General features: G+C 70.1%; 18 protein-coding genes. 6 read left to right on the top strand and 12 right to left on the bottom strand.

Annotated elements, in window-relative coordinates:
• Positions 1-39 precede the first annotated feature (39 nt).
• From ACK4YQ_RS02860 to sdhC, 6 genes are all read right to left on the bottom strand, one after another.
• The gene (locus ACK4YQ_RS02860; RefSeq protein WP_409608080.1) at positions 40-360 is read right to left on the bottom strand and encodes a 2Fe-2S iron-sulfur cluster-binding protein; all 321 of its coding nucleotides are present in this window, start codon (positions 358-360) and stop codon (positions 40-42) included.
• Positions 361-378: 18 nt separating this feature from the next.
• Positions 379-1,608, bottom strand: a complete 1,230-nt coding sequence (locus ACK4YQ_RS02865; protein WP_409608082.1) for an NAD(P)/FAD-dependent oxidoreductase — start codon at positions 1,606-1,608, stop codon at positions 379-381.
• Positions 1,609-1,761: 153 nt separating this feature from the next.
• Positions 1,762-2,544, bottom strand: a complete 783-nt coding sequence (locus tag ACK4YQ_RS02870) for a succinate dehydrogenase iron-sulfur subunit (RefSeq protein ID WP_409608084.1) — start codon at positions 2,542-2,544, stop codon at positions 1,762-1,764.
• 52 nt (positions 2,545-2,596) lie between these two features.
• Positions 2,597-4,384, bottom strand: coding sequence for a succinate dehydrogenase flavoprotein subunit (sdhA, locus tag ACK4YQ_RS02875; RefSeq protein WP_409608086.1), 1,788 nt, complete (start codon positions 4,382-4,384; stop codon positions 2,597-2,599).
• Positions 4,385-4,392: 8 nt separating this feature from the next.
• Entirely contained in the window at positions 4,393-4,782 is a 390-nt protein-coding gene (gene sdhD / locus ACK4YQ_RS02880) for a succinate dehydrogenase, hydrophobic membrane anchor protein (protein WP_409608088.1), read from the bottom strand.
• Positions 4,782-5,189 (bottom strand): succinate dehydrogenase, cytochrome b556 subunit, encoded by a 408-nt coding sequence (gene sdhC / locus ACK4YQ_RS02885; RefSeq protein WP_409608090.1) that lies wholly within the window; start codon positions 5,187-5,189, stop codon positions 4,782-4,784. The genes sdhD and sdhC overlap by 1 nt, the downstream gene beginning before the upstream one ends.
• Before the next feature lie 269 nt (positions 5,190-5,458).
• Between sdhC and ACK4YQ_RS02890 the strand changes: the two genes are divergently transcribed.
• Complete coding sequence (locus tag ACK4YQ_RS02890) at positions 5,459-6,343, top strand: LysR substrate-binding domain-containing protein (RefSeq protein ID WP_409608092.1); 885 nt, start codon at positions 5,459-5,461, stop codon at positions 6,341-6,343.
• Positions 6,344-6,510: 167 nt separating this feature from the next.
• Positions 6,511-6,834, top strand: a complete 324-nt coding sequence (locus ACK4YQ_RS02895) for a hypothetical protein (protein ID WP_409608094.1) — start codon at positions 6,511-6,513, stop codon at positions 6,832-6,834.
• Here ACK4YQ_RS02895 and ACK4YQ_RS02900 read toward each other — a convergent pair whose 3' ends face one another.
• A complete protein-coding gene (locus ACK4YQ_RS02900; protein ID WP_409608096.1) occupies positions 6,835-7,362 on the bottom strand; it encodes a class I SAM-dependent methyltransferase in 528 nt (175 codons plus the stop codon). It lies immediately after the preceding gene.
• Positions 7,363-7,641: 279 nt separating this feature from the next.
• Between ACK4YQ_RS02900 and ACK4YQ_RS02905 the strand changes: the two genes are divergently transcribed.
• Positions 7,642-7,854 carry an alkylphosphonate utilization protein gene (locus ACK4YQ_RS02905; RefSeq protein ID WP_409609504.1) on the top strand — a complete coding sequence of 71 codons (213 nt, stop codon included), beginning with the start codon at positions 7,642-7,644 and terminating at the stop codon, positions 7,852-7,854.
• A 67-nt stretch (positions 7,855-7,921) separates the two neighbouring features.
• Here the strand turns inward: ACK4YQ_RS02905 and ACK4YQ_RS02910 are convergent, their stop codons facing one another.
• The gene (locus ACK4YQ_RS02910; RefSeq protein ID WP_409608098.1) at positions 7,922-8,851 is read right to left on the bottom strand and encodes a mechanosensitive ion channel family protein; all 930 of its coding nucleotides are present in this window, start codon (positions 8,849-8,851) and stop codon (positions 7,922-7,924) included.
• A 102-nt stretch (positions 8,852-8,953) separates the two neighbouring features.
• Here ACK4YQ_RS02910 and ACK4YQ_RS02915 point away from each other — a divergent pair, with 102 nt between their 5' ends.
• Positions 8,954-10,558, top strand: coding sequence for a GMC family oxidoreductase (locus tag ACK4YQ_RS02915; protein WP_409608100.1), 1,605 nt, complete (start codon positions 8,954-8,956; stop codon positions 10,556-10,558).
• A 26-nt stretch (positions 10,559-10,584) separates the two neighbouring features.
• On the opposite strand, the gene ACK4YQ_RS02920 is transcribed toward ACK4YQ_RS02915, so the two are convergent.
• Positions 10,585-11,121, bottom strand: coding sequence for a hypothetical protein (locus tag ACK4YQ_RS02920; protein ID WP_409608101.1), 537 nt, complete (start codon positions 11,119-11,121; stop codon positions 10,585-10,587).
• A gap of 116 nt (positions 11,122-11,237) precedes the next feature.
• Between ACK4YQ_RS02920 and ACK4YQ_RS02925 the strand changes: the two genes are divergently transcribed.
• Both ACK4YQ_RS02925 and ACK4YQ_RS02930 read left to right on the top strand, forming a co-directional pair.
• Complete coding sequence (locus ACK4YQ_RS02925) at positions 11,238-11,537, top strand: hypothetical protein (protein ID WP_409608103.1); 300 nt, start codon at positions 11,238-11,240, stop codon at positions 11,535-11,537.
• 278 nt (positions 11,538-11,815) lie between these two features.
• Complete coding sequence (locus ACK4YQ_RS02930; RefSeq protein ID WP_409608105.1) at positions 11,816-12,949, top strand: zinc-binding dehydrogenase; 1,134 nt, start codon at positions 11,816-11,818, stop codon at positions 12,947-12,949.
• A gap of 17 nt (positions 12,950-12,966) precedes the next feature.
• On the opposite strand, the gene zapE is transcribed toward ACK4YQ_RS02930, so the two are convergent.
• From zapE to ACK4YQ_RS02945, 3 genes are read right to left on the bottom strand one after another with little or no spacing between them, the layout of a single operon-like run.
• A complete protein-coding gene (gene zapE, locus ACK4YQ_RS02935) occupies positions 12,967-14,079 on the bottom strand; it encodes a cell division protein ZapE (RefSeq protein ID WP_409608107.1) in 1,113 nt (370 codons plus the stop codon).
• 53 nt (positions 14,080-14,132) lie between these two features.
• Positions 14,133-15,353 carry a lipase family protein gene (locus ACK4YQ_RS02940; protein WP_409608109.1) on the bottom strand — a complete coding sequence of 407 codons (1,221 nt, stop codon included), beginning with the start codon at positions 15,351-15,353 and terminating at the stop codon, positions 14,133-14,135.
• Positions 15,354-15,389: 36 nt separating this feature from the next.
• The gene (locus tag ACK4YQ_RS02945) at positions 15,390-16,031 is read right to left on the bottom strand and encodes a hypothetical protein (protein WP_409608111.1); all 642 of its coding nucleotides are present in this window, start codon (positions 16,029-16,031) and stop codon (positions 15,390-15,392) included.
• Between the last annotated feature and the right edge of the window lie 16 nt (positions 16,032-16,047).

The following is a 16,047-nucleotide window of genomic DNA, read 5'->3' on the forward strand; positions in this document are numbered from 1 at the left end:
GCGCGGACGCGCCGGGCGGCGCGCCGTCGCCTGGCCGTATTAGTGCTGGCTTTCCGGGAGGCGGACCACCAGGCCGTCGAGGTCGTCGGTGACCTTGATCTGGCAGGACAGGCGGCTGTTGTCCTCGACGCCTTCGGCGAAGTCGAGCATCGACTCCTCCATGGCCGACTTGTCGCCGGTCTTCGCCAGCCAGGCGGCGTCGACATAGACGTGGCAGGTGGCGCAGGCGCAGGCGCCGCCGCAGTCGGCGTCGATGCCCGGGATGTTGTTCTTCACCGCGCCTTCCATCACCGACAGGCCGGTCTTGACGTCCACGACGTGCTCGGCGCCGCTGTGTTCGATGTAGGTGATCTTGGCCATTTCTTCCCCGTTGTGCGGCTACGCCGCGACCTCTTTCATGGAAACTGATGGGTCCGCAAGCTTGCTCCGGTTCACGGGCCTGCGGTTTCCGATGAGCTGGCGGCCCATCATGAACTCGGGCGGCGAATTGATCGCCTCGACCGCCTGGACCTGGTCGCCCTTCAGATGGAAGACGGCGAACTTGCCGCTGGCGGGATCGCCGCGCACCAGCACCTCGTCCACGTCGAAGGGGTAGCCGGCGATCTGCAGCTTGATGTCGTACTGGTCGGACCACTGCCAGGGCGTCTCGCCCGGCGGCGGGGCGCGGCCGGTGATGGCGCAGGCCGCCTGCTTGGCCTGTTCCAGGGCGTTGGGCACGCTCTCCATGCGGAACATGCGGTCATAGATCGGCATCGGCCGGTGGGCCACGTCGCCGATCGCATAGATCGAAGGGTCGGAGGTGCGGGCCGACAGGTCGACCACGACGCCGCGGGCGCACTCGAGGCCGGAATCCTCGGCGATCTCGTCGTTGGGACGCGCGCCGACCCCGACCAGGGCCGCGTCGCAGTCGATCACCCGTCCGTCGGAGAGGATCACGCCGGTGACACGGCCGTTTTCGCCCCGGAAGGCGGTGACGGCGGCGCCGAGCTCGAAGGCGACGCCATGGGCCTCGTGATAGGTCTTGAAGAAGGTCGACAGCGTCTCGCAGGCGACGCGGGCGAGCAGGCGCGGCTCACGCTCGAGCACCACGGCCTCGGCGCCCAGGGCGCGGGCGCTGGCCGCCGCTTCCAGGCCAATGTAGCCGCCGCCAACCACGGCCAGGCGCTTGCCCGGACCCAGGGCCGCCTTCAGCTTCTCGGCGTCCTCCGCCGTGCGCAGGAAGAGCACGCCCTGAAGGTCGGCGCCTTCGATCGGCAGGGCGATGGGCCGGGCGCCGGTGGCCAGGATCAGCACGTCGTAGCCGACCGTCTCGCCATTGGAGAGGGCAAGCCTTTTCGCGCCCCGGTCGAGGGAGACCCCGCGCACGCCGGGGCGGAAGTCGATCCCGTTCTCGGCGTAGAATTCCACGGGCTTGAGCGCCAGGCTGTCGGCGTCCGCCTCGCCCTTGAGCCAGGCCTTGGACAGCGGCGGGCGCTGGTAGGGGGCGATCGGCTCCTCGCCGATGAGGGTGATGGGGCCCTCATGGCCATACTGGCGCAGGAGCGCGGCCGCCGTCCCGCCGGCGTGGCCGGCGCCCAGGATCACCACATGTGCGGTCACGTCGCTCATCCCTCCCCGGATGCACAAAAGTGACGCCGGCGTCAACTTATCGCCGTTATTTTTTGGCGGGTTCCGGCGTCATACTCAAGACCCGCTCATTCCCCCGCATCAGGGGGATTATCGCAACCCCTTGAATCGACGAGCTTCGCCGCGGGCCGACCGTCACACCACCCGGTCGGCCAGCATCTTCTTGACCTCGGCGATCGCCTTGGCCGGGTTCAGGCCCTTGGGGCAGACCTGGGCGCAGTTCATGATCGTGTGGCAGCGGTAGAGCTTGAACGGATCTTCCAGCTCGTCCAGGCGCTCGCCGGTGGCCTCGTCGCGGCTGTCGATCAGCCAGCGATAGGCGTGCAGCAGGGCGGCCGGGCCCAGGTAGCGGTCGCCGTTCCACCAGTAGCTCGGGCACGAGGTGGTGCAGCAGGCGCAGAGGATGCACTCGTAGAGGCCGTCGAGCTTCTCGCGGTCCTCCGGGCTCTGGATCCACTCGCGCTGCGGCTCGGGCGTCTCGGTGTGCAGCCAGGGCTCGATCGAGGCGTACTGGGCGTAGAACAGCGTCAGGTCCGGGATCAGGTCCTTGACCACCGGCATCGACGGCAGCGGACTGATCTGCACCTCGCGGGCCGGCTCGTCGGCGTGGCCGTGGGTGCAGGCCAGGGTGTTGCGCCCGCCGATGTTCATGGCGCACGAGCCGCACACGCCTTCGCGGCACGAGCGGCGGAACGCCAGGGTCGAGTCCATGGTGTTCTTGATGTGGATCAGCACGTCCAGGACCATGGGGCCGCAGGCGTCGACATCCACGTCGTAGGTGTCCCAGCGCGGGTTCTCGTTCCCCTCCGGATCATAGCGGTAGATGCGGAAGGTCTTGACGTTCTTGGCCCCCGCCGGCGCCGGGTGGTGGCGGCCCTTGGTGACGCGGGAGTTCTTCGGCAGCGAAAGCTGGACCATCAGGCGCGATCCTCGATGGAAACGGTCGGGCGTTGGCGGCGGGCGGTCGCCATCAGTAGACCCGGGCCTTGGGCGGGATGTAGGCGATGTCGTTGGTCATGGTGAAGCTGTGCACCGGACGGTCGTCCAGCCGCACCTTGCCGGTCGTGTCGTCGAACCAGGCCAGGGTGTGCTTCATCCAGGCCTCGTCGTCGCGGTCCGGATAGTCCTCGCGCGCATGGGCGCCGCGGCTTTCGGTGCGGTTGAGGGCGCCGTTCACCGTGACGATGGCCTGGCCGATCAGGTTATCGAGCTCCAGGGTCTCCATCAGGTCGGTGTTCCAGACTAGGCCGCGGTCGGTGACCGACAGGTCCGCGCGCTTGTCGTGCACGGCCTGCAGGCGCTGGACGCCGGAGGCCAGGCTTTCGCCTGTGCGGAAGACGGCGGCGTCCTCCTGCATGGCGCGCTGCATCTCAAGGCGCAGCTTCGCCGTCGGCGTGCCGCCGGAGGCGTTGCGCAGCTTGTCGAACCGGGCGAGGTGCGACTCGGTCATCGCCGGCTTGAGCTCGGGTTGGCTGGCGCCGGCCTTGACCGTGTCGGCCGCGCGCAGGGCCGCCGAGCGGCCGAACACCACGAGGTCGATCAGGGAGTTGGAGCCCAGGCGGTTGGCGCCGTGCACCGAGACGCAGGCCGCCTCGCCCACGGCCATCAGGCCGGGGACCACCTTGTCCGGATCGGCGCCCTCGCGAGTGACCACCTCCGAGTAGAAGTTCGTGGGGATGCCGCCCATGTTGTAGTGCACCGTCGGCAGCACCGGGATCGGCTCCTTGGTGACGTCCACCCCGGAGAAGATCTTGGCGCTCTCGGAGATGCCCGGCAGGCGCTGGTGCAGGATCTTCGGGTCCAAGTGGTCCAGGTGCAGGAAGATGTGGTCCTTGTTCGGTCCCACGCCGCGGCCCTCGCGGATCTCCATGGTCATGGCGCGGCTGACCATGTCGCGGGGCGCCAGGTCCTTCACGCTGGGGGCGTAGCGCTCCATGAAGCGCTCGCCCTCGGAATTGGTGAGATAGCCGCCCTCGCCCCGGGCGCCTTCGGTGATCAGGCAGCCGGCGCCGTAGATGCCGGTGGGGTGGAACTGCACGAACTCCATGTCCTGCAGCGGCAGGCCGGCGCGCAGCACCATGGCGTTGCCGTCGCCGGTGCAGGTGTGGGCGCTGGTGGCCGAGAAATAGGCCCGCCCGTAGCCGCCGGTGGCCAGGATCACGAGCTGGGCCTGGAAGCGGTGCAGGGTGCCGTCGTCGAGCTTCCAGGCGGTGACGCCGCGGCAGGCGCCCTCGTCCATGATCAGGTCGAGGGCGAAGTACTCGATGAAGAACTCGGTGTCGTGCGCCAGGGACTGGCCGTACATGGTGTGCAGCATGGCGTGGCCGGTGCGGTCGGCCGCCGCGCAGGTGCGCTGGATCGGGGCCTCGCCGTAGTTGCGCGTCATGCCGCCGAAGGCCCGCTGGTAGATCCGGCCCTCAGGCGTGCGGGAGAATGGCACGCCCCAGTGCTCGAGCTCGTAGACCGCGGCCGGCGCGTTGCGGCACAGGTATTCGATGGCGTCCTGGTCGCCCAGCCAGTCCGACCCCTTGACGGTGTCGTACATGTGCCAGCGCCAGTCGTCCTCGCCCATGTTGCCGAGGCTGGCCGAGATGCCGCCCTGGGCGGCGACGGTGTGCGAACGGGTGGGGAAGACCTTGCTGATGCAGGCTGTCTTCAGCCCCGCCTGGGCGCAGCCGAGGGCGGCGCGAAGGCCCGAGCCGCCGGCGCCCACCACCACGACGTCGAACTTGTGGTCGATGAATTCGTAAGTCGCCATGGGACCTCTCAAGCGCCTCCCAGCGCGACCTTGAGGATGGAGAACACCGCCAACGCCCCGGCCAGGGCGCAGACGAAGAGGTTGAGGATCAGCAGGGCCGCCTTGGAGCTGGGCTTGTGGATGTAGTCCTCGACCACCACCCGCAGGCCCGCGTGCATGTGCCAGAAGCCGACGGCGATCATCAGCGTCAGCAGCACCGGATTGAGCGGGCTTTCACCCAGCCAGGCCACCGCGCCGGCGTAGTCCGTGCCGGCCAGACGCAGGCCGGCGAACACGGCCCACAAGACCAGCGGGACCAGGGCGATGGCGCTGACGCGCTCGGCGATCCAGTGGCCGACGCCGTGCTTGGCCGCGCCCAGGCCCCGGGCCCGCGACAGGGGCGTGCGATAGCTGCTCATCAGGCGGCTCCCGTCATGAAGGCGATGGCCCAGACCGCCAGGGTGGCGACCACGGTGAAGGTCAGGGCGAACACCGCCGAGGCGTTGGCGCTCTTCACGTCAAGGCCCTTGCCGGCGTCCCAGGTCAGGTGCCGGACGCCGTTGGCCAGGTGGTAGAACAGCCCCGCCGTCAGGGCGAACAGCACCAGCTTGCCCAGCGGAGAACCCAGCACCGCCTTGAAGGCGCCGTAGGCGTCCGGCCCGGCGGCCAGGCAGACGGCCCAGGCGGCCAGGATCAGCGCCCCGACGTAGAGGCCCACGCCGCTGACGCGGTGCAGGATCGAGGTCAGCATGGTGATGTGCCAGCGCCAGACCTGCAGGTGCGGCGAAAGGGGGCGGGCCCGAAGGCGTGGTGTCGCGTCGGTCATCTTCGCTTTCCGATGGCGTCTGGCCGGGCGCTCTCGGGGCGTTCGGCGCGTCCGCTTTTAAGCCGCGCCCGGCCCCTGTCAACGAACCGGCGGGGCTGCCGCCACGTGACCGACCGGCCCGCGCACTTCGCCCCACGCGAACGCTTAGCGACGAAAACGCCCATGACAATGCGCATTTGCGGTATGGTGCCTTCGCGATGCGCGAAGGCCGGCGGTTGGGCCGTCGCCTCCGGGAGCCACAGACACGTGCAGCACAGGGGCCTTCTTTCGTGCGTTTCGACCTGACCGACCTTGGCCTGTTCGTCGAGGTGGTGGAGGCGGGCTCGATCACCCACGGGGCGGAGCGGGCCCGGCTGGCGCTTGGAGCCGCCTCGGCCCGCATCCGCGCGATGGAGGCCGAAATTGGCGCGGCGCTGCTGACCCGCACCCGCTCCGGCGTGGTCCCGACCCAGGCCGGCCGCACCCTGGTCAAGCACGCCCGGGCGATGCTGGAGATGAACGCGCGCCTGCGCGAGGACCTGGGCGCCTTCACCAAGGGGGTGTTCGGCGAGGTCAGGGTGCTGGCCAACACCAACGCCTCCACCGAATTCCTGCCCGAGGCCCTGGCCGCCTTCCTGGCCGAACACCCGAACGTGCGCATCGACCTGGAGGAGCGGCTGTCGGACGAGATCGTCGGCCTGATCGCCGAGGGCGCCGCGGACATCGGCATCGTCGCCGGCACGGTGGAGGTGGGGACGCTGGAGACCTATCCCTTCCGCTCGGACCGCTTCGTGGTGGTGGCGCCCGCCGGCCATCCCCTGGCCGCCGCGCCCCGGGCCGCCTTCGCCGACGTGCTCGACTACGAGTTCGTGGGGCTGGACCGCGCCAGCGCCCTGCAGCGGTTCCTCTCGGACAAGGCCGCGCGCCTCGGCCGACCGCTGATGCTGCGCGTGCAGCTGCGCAGCTTCGACGCCGTCTGCCGCCTGGTGCAGGCGGGCGTGGGCGTCGGCGTCGTGCCCCACACCACCGCCGCGCGCACGGCACCCGCCCTGGGCCTGGCCGTCGTCGAACTGGCCGACGACTGGGCGGTCCGCGACCTCACCATCTGCGTGCGGAACCTGGAGGCGCTGAGGCCGTACGCGCAGGACCTGGTGCGGAGTTTGAGAGGAGGGTGACATCCACTCAAAGTGGAATCCGGCTATCGCCTCCACCAACGTCGCGGCAGGAGCCAGGAAATGAACATCATCGACCGACTGCGATCATTCTTGCAGCCAAAGGCCGTCGACAAGGTTCCGAGACGAGCCTGGTCTTCATCCATCTTCCTGAGGCGATTGAGCCAGGGGTGCGGGAGGAGCGCTACGAAACGCACCTGGAAGCCGAGCTCCAGTTGTCAGGCCTCCGTTGGGTCAGCGGCGGTGGCACGCTGATGAGCGCCGAAAAGGCCGATGGGTCCCGAGATATCCTGTCGTGCGGGGTCGATGTGGACGCGCACGACGTATCGGCAGCCCTGGAGCTTCTTCGCGCGCATCTTCCGTCCTTAGGCTGCCCGGTCGGCACGCGGCTCGAGCATCAGGAATCTGATTCAGCGCTCTACGACGAGTACGACGGAAAACGCTGGGTCGTCAGGCACCCCCAAAGGCATCACCCCGACTACGCCGGCGATTGATCAGCCTCGCCGCCCAACCCCGCTCACCCACCGCTCCCCCTCGCGTCCCGGCCGCGCGTCGTCGCCGCTCCAGAGGTCGAGGAGGTCCAGGCCCAGCGCCGCGATGAAGTCGGCGAGCATTGACTCGGTCATGTCGGTGAAGCGGCGGCCGTTCTTTTCGCGCTCTGTCTCGCCTTGCTTGAAGGAGGCGAAGAGGACGCCGCCGGGATTCAGGAGGCCGACGAGGCGGCCGCTGGTCGCCACGAGCTCGGCGCGGGGGACGTGCAGCAGGGTGGCGCTGGCCCAGACAAGGTCGAAGCCGCCGCCGAAGGCGTCCGGCCCCTCCACCTCTTCGAAGCGCATCTGGCGGACGGCGAGGCCCGTGTGCTCGCGCGCCAGGGCGACCATCGCCGCCGAACCGTCGAAGGCCTGTACCTGGTAGCCGGCCCTGTGGAAGGCCAGGGCGTCGCGCCCCGAGCCGCAGCCGGCGTCCAGCACCCGCCCGCCGGCCGGGACGTGGGCCAGGACCCGGGCGTGGAGGTCGTCCATTCGCGCGGCGGCGGTGTCCTCGAAGAACGGACGGGCGTTCTGGTCGTAGTAGCCGATGGAGATGGGGCTGGCCTCCCTCGCCCGGGAGCTTATCCCTCTCGGCCCGAGGGTGAAGCGTGGCGAAGGACGGGTGACAGGGGGCGGGTCCAGCGCCTATGACGCCTCGCGCAGCGCGGAAGGAGCCTGACCATGAGCGGCGAGGACTACGTCTTCGACGAGGAGACCGGCGAATGGATCAGCGCCGCCGAGGCGCAGACCAAGGCCGAGGCGGCGTCCCGCGTGGAAGTGCGCGACAGCGCCGGCAACCTGCTGGCCGACGGCGACAAGGTGGTGCTGATCAAGGACCTGGAGGTCAAGGGCGCGGGCCAGACGCTGAAGCGCGGCACCGTGATCCGCTCCATTCGCTTGACCGGCGATCCCCAGGAGATCGACTGCCGCCACGACGCCATCAAGGGGCTGGTGCTGCGAGCCGAGTTCGTGCGCAAGGCCTGAGCCGCCTTCCAGCGCCAAAGAGCCGGCAAGACGTTCGGCGGCGGGGGATCGCCCGCCGTCCCGGCGCCTAGGAGGCGGCGGCCTGGCCGTCGGCGGCCGGGCGCAGGCGCACCTCCAGCGGGGCGAGCTTTTCAATGTTGAGGGTGGCGGCCGCCACGCCCACCCGGTCGCCCGCGGCGTCGATCTCCTCGAGCAGACGGGTGAACAGCCGGTCCTTGGTGGAGCGGCGGGACTTGTAGTCGACCACATAGCGCAGGGTGAAGGCGATCCAGTTCTCGTTGGCGACGAGGGAGACGACAGGCTCCACGCCGGCGGGCTCGGTGAGATAGCGGCCGCGCACGAGGGCCCAGGCCGCCTCGGCCTCCCGGGCGTAGCCGCCGACCACCTCCTCGGCGACCGACTGGATGAGCCGGCGGGCGAAGGCGTGGTCGGAGCCGTACTTGATGGGCACCAGGATCTCGTCCCACAGGAAGGGGAAGTCCGCCGAGTAGTTGTACACCGGCTCCTTGAAAACGAAGGAGTTGGCCACCCGCACGATGCGGCCGTTGTACTGGTCCGCGTCCACCCATTCGCCGATCTGCATGACCGTGGTGCGCAGGACGCCGATGTCGATGACGTCGCCCTTGATGCCGCCGAGCTGGACCCGGTCGCCCACCTTGAAGAAGCCGCCGAACATGATCGCCAGCCAGCCGGCGACCGAGGCGATCACTTCCTGCAAGGCGAAGGCGATCCCCGCCCCGGCCACGCCGAAGGCCACGCTGAGGCCGCCGAGCTGGCGGCTGAACACGGCGGCCGTGACCAGGACCGCGGCCAGGTAGCTCAGGAAGGTGAAGGCCTTGCGCAGCTTGTATCGGTGGTCGGCGTCGCCGACCCGGTCGGTGACGAAGCGGCGCACCAGGTTGGCCGCCAGCCACACCAGGAACAGCCCGACGGCCAGGTGCGCCCAGTCGCTCTCCAGGGCTGCGGCCGCCGTGGCGGCGATCTTGTCCAGCTCCATCCTCGGGTCCCGCTCCGCCCCTGGACAAGGCGCAGGCGCCGCGATGGTTTCACCAGCCGCGGCGGCCCGCTACACCAGGGCCGCCACGGAGGGACGCCGCACATGGCCGAGGCCTACGACTACATCGTCATCGGCGCGGGCTCGGCCGGGTGCGTCCTGGCCGAACGGCTCTCCGCCGATCCGCGCCGGCGGGTGCTGGTGCTGGAAGCCGGCGGCCACGACGACTGGATCTGGTTCCACGTGCCGGTGGGGTATCTGTTCACCATCGGCAACCCGCGCTCGGACTGGATGTTCGAGACGGACCCCGTGCCGGGGCTGGACGGGCGCACCCTGAAGTACCCCCGGGGCAAGGTGATCGGCGGCTGCTCGGCGATCAACGCCATGATCTACATGCGCGGCCAGTCGGCGGACTACGACGGCTGGCGCCAGATGGGCCTGACCGGCTGGGGCTGGGACGACGTGCTGCCGCTGTTCCTGGACCAGGAGGACCACATCGCTCCGCCCGGCCCGCTGCACCGCGCAGGCGGCCCCTGGCGGGTGGAGCATCCGCGCATGCGCTGGGCGGTTCTGGACGCCTTCGCCCAGGCCGCGGCGGCCGAGGGCATCCCCTCGACGGCGGATTTCAACGGCGGCGACAACTTCGGCAGCGGCTATTTCCAGGTGAACCAGAAGGCCGGCGTGCGCTGGAGCGCGGCTCGCGGCTTCCTGAAGCCGGCCCTGAAGCGGCCCAACCTGAAGCTCGTCACGGGGGCGCTGGCCTCGCGGCTGATCATCGAGGAGGGCCGGGCCGTGGGCGTCTCCTGGCTGCGCAAGGGCGTGGCCCACCACGCCCGGGCCAACGGCGAAGTGGTGGCGGCCGCCGGAGCGGTGGCCACGCCGGCGTTGCTGGAGCGATCGGGGCTGGGAGACGGCGAGCGGCTGCGCAGCCTGGGGATCGAGGCCCGCGCGCATCTGCCGGGGGTGGGCGAGAACCTGCAGGACCACCTGCAGATCCGCCCGTACTTCCAGGTGAGGGGCGTGCCGACGATGAACGCGCTCTACGCCTCGCTCTGGCGCAGGCCCTTGATGGCGCTGGAGTACGCCGCCCTGCGGCGCGGGCCGATGTCGATGGCGCCGAGCCAGATGGGCGCCTTCGCGCGTTCCTCGCCCGAGGTGGCGACCCCGGACCTGCAGTTCCACGTGCAGCCCCTGTCGCTGGACCGGTTCGGCGAGCCGCTGCACCCGTTTCCCGCCATCACGATCAGCGTGTGCAACCTGCGGCCCGCAAGCCGCGGATCGATCCACGCGGCCAGCCCTGATCCGGCCGCGCCCCCGGCGATCCAGCCCAACTACCTGTCGCATCCGCACGACGAGCGGGTGGCGGTGGAGAGCCTGAAGCTGGTCCGCCGCATCGTCGGGCGCGAGCCCCTGGCGCGGTTCGGACCCGTCGAGCGCGGGCCGGGCGCGCAGGCGCGCACCGACGAGGAACTGCTGGCCGCCGCCCGGGCCCTGGGCACGACCATCTTCCATCCGGTCGGCACGGCCCGGATGGGGCTGGCCGACGATCCGCTGGCGGTGGTGGACGCGCGGCTGCGGGTGCGTGGAGTCGAGGGCCTGCGCATCGCCGACGCCTCGGTGATGCCGACCATCACCTCGGGCAACACCAACTCGCCGACCATGATGATCGCCGAGAAGGCCGCCCGGATGATGCGGGAGGACGCCCGCTAGGCCGACGGCCCCGCGGGCGCCGCGCCTCAGGCGGCCCGGCGCGCCTGGACGCCGCGGAACACGGCCAGGGCGTCGCGCACGTCGTCGGCGGTCTCGAGGATGCGAACCCCCTGGTGCAGGAGCAGCGCCGGCGGCATGTTGGCCGGGATGTCATAGCCAACCGCCTGCAGCGTGCGCTCCACGCCCGGACCGAAGGCCATCACGGGCAGGCCTTCCTGGCAGGCGGTGTTGATCAGCTTGTCGAACTGGCTTTCGCCCTCGGCCGAGCGGGGGTCCTGCGCGCCCGGCACGACGACGCCGGCCAGGGCGTGGCTCTCGATGTCGGCGACGCCGGCGGTGGAGAGCACGTTCACCGAGCCGTAGGGCGCGCCGCCGGAGCCCGCCGGCTCGCAGGCGATCGGCGCGAGGGTGACACCCTCCTCGAACAGCAGCCATTCGGCGTTGTCGATGTCTCCGAAGTCCATGCGCGGGGCGGTCATCAGGCCGGCGCGGGTGCGCGGGCCCTGCTGGAAGCGGCCGCGCTGGGGCTTGGGACGGGCGGGGGCGTTGCGGCGAGCTTTCATGGGGAGGTCCTTTCGGGTGTGGAAACGGAGGCGCGAGGCCGGACGGCCGCCCTTTCGGGGCGCCGGCGCAGGCGCGCGCAGGGAAACGGAGGTCAGGCCGCGGGGAGCGGGGGGTCGTGGTCGCGGACGGAGGCGCCGATGACGACCGAGCGGGCGCCCCAGGTGCGCTCGAGTTCTCGGGCGAGCTGATGGCCGTCGCGGCGGCCCTCAAGGCGTTCGCCGACGACGGCGAAATTCACGGGCGACTGGGCGGCCAGAACGAGGGCGGCGGAAGCCCGACCCACGGGGCCGACGACGCTGAAGCCGGCATCGGAAAGCAATTCAACGATGCGCTGCGCGCCGCATTCAGAATGCATAGCAACTATGACAGTATTCGATGGCGATACTCTGTTCAAACTCTCTCCTACTTTGGTTGATACGGCGATATCCGAGCTGGCGTGTCCTCTAACACATTTTCCGACATTTGTCGAATGACGGGGCCTAATTGAGCGAAATCAGGCACGTCAACCTGACGGCGCGACGACTCTACACGACGGCCTGTTCCGCGATCTTTGAGATCAGCCGGCGCAAACGACCGTGCGCATTTTCAGCCCGCAAGGCCTTGCGGGCGCAGGTGCCGGCGCCCCATGTCGCCCCCGGGGCCGAGGGCGCGACGGGCGCCGAACGCGACAAACGACCTGAAGGGAGACGCCACGTGGCCGACAATTCCATGAGCCTGCAACTGCGTACGCTGGTGAAGTCCAGCGGCGAGCTCGAGCTCTCGCTGGCGCAGGTCCCGATCCCGGAACCGGCGGACGACGAGATCGTGGTCCGAGTGGAGGCCTCGCCGATCAACCCGTCCGACCTGGGCCTGCTGATCGGCCCGGCCGACCTGTCGACCCTGAAGGTGTCCGGCGAGGGGACCGGCGCGGTCGTGACGGGGCAGATCCCGTCACAGGCGATGCGCATGCTCGGCGCAAGGCTCGACCAGTCGATGCCCGTGGGCAACGAGGGCGCAGGCACGGTGGTGGCGGCCGGCGCCTCGCCGCAGGCCCAGGCGCTGCTGGGCAAGACCGTGGCGATCCTCGGCGGGGCGATGTACGCCCAGCACCGCTGCGTGAAGGCCGCCGACGCCCTGCCGTTGCCGCCAGGCGCTACGGCCGCCGACGGCGCCTCCTGCTTCGTCAATCCGCTCACCGCCCTCGGCATGGTGGAGACCATGCGCCGCGAAGGCCACACCGCCCTGGTGCACACCGCGGCCGCTTCGAACCTTGGCCAGATGCTCAACCGCATCTGCCTGAAGGACGGCGTGGAGCTGGTGAACATCGTGCGCAGCCCCGAGCAGGTGAAGCTGCTGAAGGACCAGGGCGCCAGGCACGTCGTGGATTCGTCGAGCCCGAGCTTCGTTGAGGACCTGACGGCCGCCCTGGTGGAGACCGGCGCCACCTTGGCCTTCGACGCCATCGGCGGCGGCAAGCTGGCCGGCCAGATTCTGGCCTGCATGGAGGCGGCGGCCAACAAGAAGGCCACCGAATACAGCCGCTACGGCTCCTCGGTGCACAAGCAGGTCTACATCTACGGCGGACTGGACACCCGGCCGACCGAGCTGAACCGGGCCTTCGGCATGGCCTGGGGCCTGGGCGGCTGGCTGCTGACCCCCTTCCTGATGAAGATCGGACCGCAGGCGGCCCAGGCGCTGCGCCAAAGGGTGGCCGATGAGCTGAAGACCACCTTCGCCAGCCACTACACGGCTGAGATCTCCCTGGCCGAGGCCCTGAAGCCGGAGGTGATCGCGGCCTACAATCGCCGGGCCACGGGCGAGAAGTACCTGATCAACCCGAACAAGTAGCGCGCCGGGCGGGCGTCTCAGTCCTCGGCGAGCCAGTCGGCGGAGCGCATTTCCTGGAGGCGTGAGGCGGTGCGTTCGAATTCGAACGCACCGTCCCCTTCGGGGTACAACCGGATCGGCTCGGCGGCGGCCAGGACGATCAGCTTGGTGCGCGCCTCATAGAGCGCGTCGATCAGGGTGACGAAGCGCCGGGCCTCCTCGCGGCGCGCGGGCGAAAGCGCCGGCACGTCGCCCAGGAAGACGGTGTGGAAGCGCTCGGCGATCGCCAGGTAGTCGTTGGGCCCAAGGGCGACCGAGCAGAGACTGGCGAAGCTGGCGCGCAGGAGCCCCCCCGTGGCGTGCGGCAGGTGCACCTTGCGGCCCAGCACCTCGAGGGTCTCGCCCAGCTCCTCGTCGCCGTCGAGCATGTCGGCCCACAGGGCGTCGAACTGTCGTTCGTTGTCCGGGTCGATCGGCGAGAACCAGGTTCCCGCGGCCCGCAGCCGGTCGAGGCGGTAGTCGTGCGAACCCGCCACGGCGACGATATCCATATTGACCTTCAGCAGGCTGATGAACGGCAGGAAGAGCTGTCGGTTGATGCCGTCCTTGTAGAGGTCGTCAGGCGGGCGGTTGGACGTCGCGACCAGGGTGACGCCGCGTTCGAACAGGGCCTGGAACAGCCGGCCGAGGATCATGGCGTCGGCGATGTCGGTGACCTGCAGTTCGTCGAAGCACAGAAGGCGGGCCTGGTCCGCGACCACCTCGGCCACAGGGGGGATGGGGTCGTCGCCCTTGGCCTGGCCGAAGCGCGCCTTGCGCTGGGTCGCATCGCCCTTGCGCCAGGCGTCGATCAGCCGGTGGATCTCGCCCATGAAGACGTGGAAGTGGGTGCGGCGCTTCTTCTCCACCGGCGCCGTCTCGAAGAACAGGTCCATCAGCATGGACTTGCCCCGGCCCACCGGGCCCCAGAGGTAGACGCCGCGCTGGCTCTGAGGCCGGCGGAAGCGCGCCAGCAGACCACCGCCGTTGGCCGCCTCGAGGTCGGCTTCCAGGCGCGCGAGCGGCTGCAGCGCCTGAGCCTGCACGGGGTCCGGTCGGATCTCGCCGGCGTCCAGGCGCCGGGCGTAAGCGGTCAGCAGGGGGGAGGCCATCGCCGCCCCCCTAGCGCGTGCGGCGCACGATCACAACGGGCGAGGCGCAGGCGCTATTGGGCCGCCCAGCTTCCCGCGCAATCGCCGTCCAGGGGCTCGCCCGCGAACGCCTTCTTCACGAACGGGGTGGAATCGCCGAGCGAGCCGTTCACCGCGCCCGAATGGTCGAGCTCGGCGTAATAGTGGGTCTCCAGCCGGGCGCCGGCGCGGCAGGCGGCCACGATCAGGGCCTTCTGCATCGGCGGCGGCACGTCCACGTCCTTGCCGCCGGTGCCCATGAAGACAGGGGCGGAGGGCTTGAGCGTCGCATAGCCCATCTGGTCGAAGACGGCGGCCAGCTTTACCGTCGGGTCCTGGATGAAGCTGTTGGTGAAGGTCAGGCCGTCGGCCATGACCCGCTCGGCCACCGCGCCCAGGCACCCCTCGGCGCCCAGCTTCACCGCGGGCATGGCCTTTTCGCTGACGTAGTCCTCGAACCGGAACGAGGGGTCGGTCTGCTTCACGAGGTACAGGATCAGCAGGATGTAGGCGAAAGTCTCCTGGGGCGTGTCGCGGCCTGCCGCCGTGGCGCCGGCGAAGGTCTGGGGCGTGACCCAGGGGGTGCCGGTGGCGACCGTGCCGCGCACGTCGAGCTCAGGGGCGTAGGCGGCGGCGTATCCGGCGGTGGCGAAGGCCGCGCCGCCCCCCTGGCTCTGGCCGACCAGGACGACCTTCTTGGACAGCTCGAAGTCGCCGGCCTGCACCGCGCGCACGCTGTCGAGCACGCTGTAGGCGGCCGGGCGCGAGGCCATGTAGGGGTGCCCGCCAGGCGTTCCCAGGCCCTGGTAGTCGGAGGCGACCACGGCGTAGCCCTGGGCCAGCCAGTGATTGAGATAGGTGATGTCGCGCTGGGAGCGGCCGGCGTAGGACGGCGCGCAGACGTCCGCCACGCCGACGGTGCCGTGGGCCCAGGCCATCAGCGGCCAGCCGCCCTCAGGCGCCTCGCCCTTGGGAATGAACAGGGCGCCGGAGACGGGAACGGGCGACTTGCCGTCGAGTCCGTCGGTGGAGGCGTAGAGGATGCGCACCCCCTTGGAGGCGTTGGCCAGAAGGAGGCCGTCCGGCAGGGGCTCGGTGCGCAGCATCGTCCCGGGCCCGGCCGTCACCGGCGCGGTCCAGGCGTAGAACTCGGGGACGCCGCCGTCCCCCTGGCTGGGGTCGAGGTCGGCCCCCGCGGCCAGCGAGGGCGCGAGAAGCGCGGCGATCGCCGCCGTGGCGACCAGGGTTTTCGTCATGCGTCCGATCATTGTTTCCCCCTTTGAGCGGCGGCCTCAGCCGTCGAGGCCGAGTTCCTTGCGAACATGCTTGTAGGTTTCGCGCCGCTCGCAGGCGCAGGCGCGCATCTTCCCATCCTGGGTCCACCAGACCAGCAGCGGGTAGGCGAAGGCGACGCCGTTCTTCTTCATCAGCGGGCTCAGTTCGTCCACGAGGTCGCGGCCGGCCTCGACGACGGCGCTGCGGGCCGCGTCGCCGTCGGCTGGCGGGATGCCCGAGGCCTCCCAGGCTTCGATCGGGGTTTCGTCCCAGTCCTGCGCCAGGCGCCAGCTGCGGTTCACCCAGAGTTCGGCCACGGTGGACCGCTCCGTCGGGGTGGACTTGGCTACGCCGTTCACGTCTCGGCGGGCGATCTCGATCACACGGGTGTCGACGCCGGCGGCGTGCAGGTCGGGGAACTGCTCCTGCTTAAAGCGCAGGCAATCGGGGCAGGAGCGGAAGCTGACCATGTAGAGCTTGGGCCCGGTCAGGCCCGGGGAAACCCAGCCGGCCTGTTCAAGGAGGCGCGCGACCTTGGCCTCGTCCTTGGCGATGGTGTGCGGCCGCCAGCGCAGGTCGAAGTTCCAGACCGCCCAGAGGGTCCCGCCCACCAGGGCGACGAACAGCGCCGCCATCCCCCAGAGGCGAAAGCTCTTCATCGGCGCGCCCTCCCCG

Source organism: Phenylobacterium sp. (assembly GCF_046291545.1).
Taxonomy (GTDB): Bacteria; Pseudomonadota; Alphaproteobacteria; order Caulobacterales; family Caulobacteraceae; genus Phenylobacterium.